Origin of the sequence: Pseudoalteromonas sp. Z9A6, assembly GCF_011378805.1 — a bacterium.
Taxonomy (GTDB): Bacteria; Pseudomonadota; Gammaproteobacteria; order Enterobacterales; family Alteromonadaceae; genus Pseudoalteromonas; species Pseudoalteromonas distincta.
Window position 1 is genome coordinate 1 of the sequence record NZ_WTKZ01000105.1, and the last position, 6,009, is coordinate 6,009.

5 protein-coding genes, 1 tRNA gene and 2 pseudogenes are annotated in these 6,009 nt (G+C 35.8%); 6 read left to right on the forward strand and 2 right to left on the reverse strand.

Annotation, left to right across the window (positions count from 1 at the left end):
* Window positions 1–334: 334 nt before the first annotated feature.
* Window positions 335–1,144: a transporter substrate-binding domain-containing protein gene (locus GQR53_RS20180; protein ID WP_165745031.1), complete on the forward strand. Its 810-nt coding sequence runs from the start codon at window positions 335–337 to the stop codon at window positions 1,142–1,144.
* Window positions 1,145–1,197: 53 nt separating this feature from the next.
* Here GQR53_RS20180 and suhB read toward each other — a convergent pair whose 3' ends face one another.
* Window positions 1,198–2,001, reverse strand: coding sequence for an inositol-1-monophosphatase (gene suhB / locus GQR53_RS20185; RefSeq protein ID WP_002957826.1), 804 nt, complete (start codon window positions 1,999–2,001; stop codon window positions 1,198–1,200).
* Between the two features lie 243 nt (window positions 2,002–2,244).
* On the opposite strand from suhB, the gene GQR53_RS20190 reads away from it, so the two are divergent.
* Window positions 2,245–2,661 (forward strand): VOC family protein, encoded by a 417-nt coding sequence (locus tag GQR53_RS20190; RefSeq protein ID WP_165745032.1) that lies wholly within the window; start codon window positions 2,245–2,247, stop codon window positions 2,659–2,661.
* A 38-nt stretch (window positions 2,662–2,699) separates the two neighbouring features.
* On the opposite strand, the pseudogene GQR53_RS20195 reads toward GQR53_RS20190, so the two are convergent.
* Window positions 2,700–3,357 (reverse strand): annotated as a pseudogene (locus GQR53_RS20195) (LiaF domain-containing protein).
* A gap of 328 nt (window positions 3,358–3,685) precedes the next feature.
* Here GQR53_RS20195 and GQR53_RS20200 point away from each other — a divergent pair.
* From GQR53_RS20200 to GQR53_RS20215, 4 genes and pseudogenes are all read left to right on the forward strand, one after another.
* On the forward strand, window positions 3,686–4,252 hold the full coding sequence (locus GQR53_RS20200; protein WP_007586486.1) for a BON domain-containing protein: 567 nt from the start codon (window positions 3,686–3,688) through the stop codon (window positions 4,250–4,252).
* Between the two features lie 72 nt (window positions 4,253–4,324).
* Window positions 4,325–4,483 carry a YqaE/Pmp3 family membrane protein gene (locus GQR53_RS20205; RefSeq protein ID WP_002957822.1) on the forward strand — a complete coding sequence of 53 codons (159 nt, stop codon included), beginning with the start codon at window positions 4,325–4,327 and terminating at the stop codon, window positions 4,481–4,483.
* A 408-nt stretch (window positions 4,484–4,891) separates the two neighbouring features.
* A pseudogene (locus tag GQR53_RS20210) lies at window positions 4,892–5,372 on the forward strand (hypothetical protein).
* Window positions 5,373–5,624: 252 nt separating this feature from the next.
* Window positions 5,625–5,701, forward strand: a tRNA-Ile gene (locus GQR53_RS20215).
* Window positions 5,702–6,009: the final 308 nt, after the last annotated feature.

A 6,009-nucleotide genomic window follows, 5' to 3' on the forward strand; every position in this document is an offset into this window, starting at 1 on the left:
ACTCGGTACACCATTAAGTCAAAGCATGCTTAACTGAATGGTGTTAGCTCATTGAGCGGTTTTTTATTGCCTGTAATATATTTATGCTCACGATTGTTTTAGCTTTACTGTGCAAGTATGAATAAACAGTGCTAACTTTGTAGAGCACGCCATGAGTGTAACGTCGTACTATGTATTTAAGATAAGTATTAATAGCGCGGTTATTAATAAGTACAGTTACATAATATCGCCATCTTTTATTTAGGCGCTGGAAGCTGTTTAGCTTAAATAACGCGATAATTTAAACTATCAATAATAACTGTTAAGACTACCGATAATAACTAGGGTGATAATTATGTTGCCATTAAAGTATTTGATTAACGTAGTAAGTTTGTTTGTATGCAGCGCTTTAGCGAGTGAGGTAAATATCGTAAATGTAGCGCAGGAGCAGCGTGTGCAATATGCTCGTGACGACTACCTTAACGAGCTATTAGAAAAAGCATTGGTGAGCGCACAATACCCTGCAGAGATTAACCCCGTTTTAATTCATCCCCATCAACAACGTACTTTAATAGCACTAGATACAAAAAATTTAGATTTATACTGGAGTATGAGCAGCCCCGAAAGAGAGTCTTTAGCTATTGCGATTAAAATCCCATTATTTAAAGGCTACATAGGTAAAAGGGCACTATTAACAAGTAAGAATAGCATTGCTAGATTTAAAGGTATTACGAGCTTAGAGCAGTTAGGTAGGCTTTCTGCAGTGCAAGGTCATGATTGGCCTGATACAAAAATAATGGCGTTTAATGGCTTGCATATAAGACCGTTTGCAAATTATCAGGCTATGTTTGCCTTAACAAGTGCAGGGCGTATTGATTACTTCCCACGTTCATTTATCGAGGTTAATTCAGAGCTAGCGGCAAATAAACAAAGTAACCTAGTGATAGTACCTAATTTATATATGAGTTATCCAACAGGGTTTTATTATTTTGTATCAAATAGTAAGCCAGAGCTTGCAGTGGCAATTAAAAAAGGGCTTGAGATAATGCAAGAAAATGGCGAGTTTGATGCTTTATTTGATGAATATTTCGCAAAAGATTTAAACTCGTTACCTTACGAAAAAGGTAAAACAGTAGAGTTGAAGCTAGATAACCCTTATTTTTAGGCACAAAAAAAGGAGCCAGGGCTCCTTTTTAGTATGCTATTAATAGCATTTAATTAGCGAAGTAACGACTCAGTTAATACTGGACGAATTTCGCGAATAATTGCTTGAGTCAGTTTTGGGGAACCACAGATAATATTGCCGCTGTGGTTATAGTTATTACCACCAGCGAAATCTACAACCATACCGCCCGCTTCTTTAACCATTAGTTCGCCCGCAGCAGAGTTCCAAGGTTTTAAACCAATTTCAAAAAATCCATCAACACGGCCAGCTGCAACGTATGCCATATCTAAAGCAGAGCAACCTGCACGGCGAATATCAGCAGTGTGTACAAATAATGCTTTAAACGCTTCAGTGTATGCATCCATGTGGTTTTTGTTTTTGAAAGGGAAACCAGTAGCAAGTACAGTGCCTGCAAGAACCGTAGTTTTGCTAACGCGTAGACGTTTACTGTTTAACTGAGTGCCTTGACCGCGAGATGCAGTGAAAAGCTCACCACGAATTGGATCATAAATAACAGCTTGGTCTAAACGACCTTTAACTTTAAGTGCGATAGAAACCGCGTAATGAGGGATACCTTTGATGAAGTTAGTTGTTCCATCGATAGGATCTACAATCCATTGGTAATCATCATCCTTGCCTTTATGCTCACCTAGTTCTTCACCAACAATTGAGTGAGTAGGGTAAGACTGTAAAATAGTGTCACGAATTACGGCTTCGGCTTCTTTATCAATGTTAGTTACTAAGTCGTTAGCGCCTTTTTGTTGCACTTCAACTTTTGATAAATCTTCACTTGCGCGAAGTAAAATTTTGCCTGCGTTGCGCGCAGCGCGAACCGCAATGTTTAACATTGGATGCATGGTATTACCTTTGGGTTGTAAAAGAACGTTTATATATTTCAGCCGGCGTATTTTAGCGACTTTTGCCATAAAGTAAACAATAAACCCCAAATACTTGTGTTTGTTTTTTATACAAGATTGAAAAGTTTATATATTTTTAAAAAATAATTATCTGCATTTAAATAAATTAATTTTAAATAACACTTTACCTAAAGTTAACTTGAGGTTTTATCGTGCTCCTAACTTAACTGATAGGATAACATTATGTATTTAGAGCACGTAAACTTAGTCGCGAGTGATATAGATAGTATGCTTACATTTTATCGCGCTGTATTTCCACATTGGTCGATTAGAAGTGAGGGCAGAGGCGATTGGCATGGAAAACCAAGACGCTGGGTACACTTTGGAGATGACACGCATTACATTGCGATAAGCAGTCATGGTGAAGGTGAAAACAGAAATTTATCGGGCCATCAAATTGGTTTTGCACACTTTGCTTATGTAACTAATAATTTAAGCGCAGTAGTAATGCGCTTAAATAAAGTGGGTTTTACTCTAAGCAAGCAAGGTAGCGAGAATCCTTTCAGAAAGAATGTCTACTTTATTGATCCTGCAGGGTTTGAAGTTGAGTTTGTAGAATATTTAAGTGATACACCAAGCGAGCGAAATAACGATTTATAATAAAATACTAAGCAGCACGCTAAAGTGCTGCTACTCAATTATAGTGAGCGGTTATTATTACCCGTGCCAAACTGGGTTTTTAGCTCATTTGCAAAGCTTATAAATTTTTCTTTAATTGTGCGCTTTATTTTCACTTCAACCGAGCCCATTACTGCCTTTCCTTCAATATGAATTGTAGGGCCTTGGCATTTGTTAAGCGACACAGATTTATTTTCAAGGCTACTTAAAATACAAAACATTTTAGACACTACATTGACATGCTCTGGTACGTAAATTTCATCGCTACCAAAAATACAGTTAACGTGAATAGTTACATTTTGATGCGCAAAAATAGCATCGGTAAAATCAAGCACCACCGATCCCATAAAGTTACTCAAATATATATTTTTTGGCACAACCCACTGACCACTTCGCTCGTTAGATCCTAAAATACTGCGTAATGTAAAATCATCATCACTGTTTTGCTGTGCACTATAATGTGGTTTAAATTGCGATTGTTTTTCTGCTTTATATTGCTGATCGGTATTAAGTGTTAAGTCTTCTACTAAGGCTAGCAGTGCTTCGTTATTAGGTGCATCCATCGCATTATCTAAACGTCTTTCAAATGCATCAACAGAAATAACACCATGACTGTAATTGATCAATCACTTGTTCGCGTACTTGTTCTATTGGGCGGTCTTCAACTTTTACAGACATGAGTTATTCCTTCTTATATTTACTATTGATACTGCTCTTGTAGTTAAGTTACAAACCGCGTACCAAATATAATTTCATTAATTATCAATTGGTTATTTTTTAACGGTGTTTTTTGTTTTGTTATATTAACGATAGATTAACCAAAAGAGCAATTATCTAGCTATTTTCACTATTTGAGAAAGTTTTACCGAGTAGCCTGTAAATAGTTACACAAACATAGATAAGGTTTAATCTCTTAATTAATTCAAGCTGTTGAATTTAAAGGGTAAATAAAGTTGGCCTGAAGCTCGCATTAGTTAAAGTGTCTTTAATCAAAAGGAGAAAGATTATGAAAACATTTAACAAGTCTATTATCGCAGCTCTAGTTCTTGGTACTACGGCTATGGGTGCCCAAGCAAACAGCTGGGAAAACGAAAGTAAAGATGCTTGGATTGATGGTAAGGCAGAAACCGTTCTACTTATGAACACTAATCTAAACAACTTTGACATTAACACTGATGTAAAAAATGGCAAAGTAGTACTTACAGGTAAAGTTAATAGCGAGCTTGATAAAGAGCTAGCAGAAGAACTTGTACTTAGCCTAGATGGTGTATCTGATGTTGATAACAGCCTTACTGTTGTTAAAAGCATGGATACCAAAGATAAAAGCAATGACATGATGGACGATGATGATAACGACCTAACGGACGCTAAAATCACCACTGTAATCACAACTCGCTTCCTGTTTGACTCAGAAGTTGGTGGTACAGACATCGATGTTGATACCGACAATGGTATTGTAACTCTGAACGGTTCAGTAGAGTCTGAAGCTGAAAAACAACTAGCAGTTAAAATTGCTAAAAATGCTGAAGATGTTCGTGACGTAGTTGATAAACTAGCTATTGTTGCTGAATAATACAGTATAGTTAAGGCCCACTAACACTGGGCTTTACGCCTTTCTAATGCTTAATTTAAATGGAGTTTGATCATGGATATTATTCGTATAATACTTTCGGTTTTATTACCGCCATTAGGTGTGTTTTTGCAAGTTGGCTTAGGTATGCATTTTTGGTTAAATATTCTATTAACACTGCTAGGTTATTTCCCAGGGTTAATACATGCAATCTACATTATTGCGAAAAAATAATGACAGATTATATATTGTGTAAGCCGACTACTGAGGTTTAGCTAAATACTTCAGTACCGATCGGCTCACAATATTAGTTTTTAGAGAGTTTTTAGAGCGTTTTTAGATAGTTTTTAGGTTAAATCCAATTTTTAAAGCTCTTCAACCCATTAATTCACTTCCTTAACTCACTCCCAATATTATTTTAAAACTATACTTATTGTTTACTAATAAGCTTTCCAGCTAACAGTCGCGCTCAGATTCTGACTTGATGCCATTTAGGAAATCTTCAACATTAGTGTGTTTATACATCTACAATATACAATCAAATACTTTATTATTTAGTGACAATATTACCTTCACTTCTAGTGTTATCATTAAACTAGGTTTTAGGCATATTGAGGCAGTTAATTGAATATTCGACTTATAATGTCAGGCGTTGTGTCTTTCGTTTTTTATTTTAGTTGGGCCTACTGGGCAAATAGTGCGGCAGACATTGCTAAATCGGTTACGCTTCTAGCTGCATTAGTGCAGGGTTTGTATAGTGGATTTGTAACGCTTTTTTTTACCTTTATTTTAGAAAGGGTCGTCAACAAGTATAAGTTTAGTTATGTAACGCTTGCGTTTGTAACTCCAATTATTTGTATGTTTCATTCTAAAACACCACAAAACGTAGCAATACGACAAAGCTTCAATAATGCAATTAACTCTAGCGCCTCGTATTTAAGTAACAAAAAAATAGCAGGTGTAGTTTTTTGCGCCTATTATTCCGATTACTGTTCAATCGAGCTTAGTGATTATGGTGAATGTAATTAATCAGACACCTAATTTGGCACTGACAGTAGCCCCAAGCATATTTTTTACAGCCTTATATGCCTATACATATATGTTAGCTTTGCTTAAAAAGTAGAGGGTTAAATATAAAAGACTATATGGGATAGGGGTTTTTATAATTTAATGCAGTGAATAGCACGGTAAATATCTTACATTTTATGTTTATTCCCACTTAAAAGATTACTATTTAAGCAGTTAGCTTGTTGATTGTTAAAATAAAGGTTTTTGGTAGTGACAAGCACCTAAAAAGTTTTTATACTGCAACCCGCTTTAGTCGCTCTGTGACTGAACGCTTCAAAAATTAACTGCCTAGCAGTTATATAAAGTTGGCCCCTTAGCTCAGTTGGTTAGAGCACACGACTCATAATCGTTAGGTCCCCAGTTCGAGTCTGGGAGGGGCCACCACTTTTACAAATTTCCCAAGTAAATACCTATCCAAATTATTTAAAGCTACATTAATTTAATATTGTGTAATTTTTATTCTTTAGTTACCCCTAATAATAAACGTAATCTAAATAAAATTAATCCATAGATTAAGCTAAGCTTTCTTAAATTTGGAATAGTGCGAATGCACTATTAAATTCCAGCGTTAGATCAGATGCTTTGCTTTAATAAGTGACAGTGTTCAGCATTTAATTTCAGAAGACAAAAAAGCCCCTATTGGGTAATGCCGATCAGTTAAGAAAATGACCGGTTGACCGATCCAAACGATC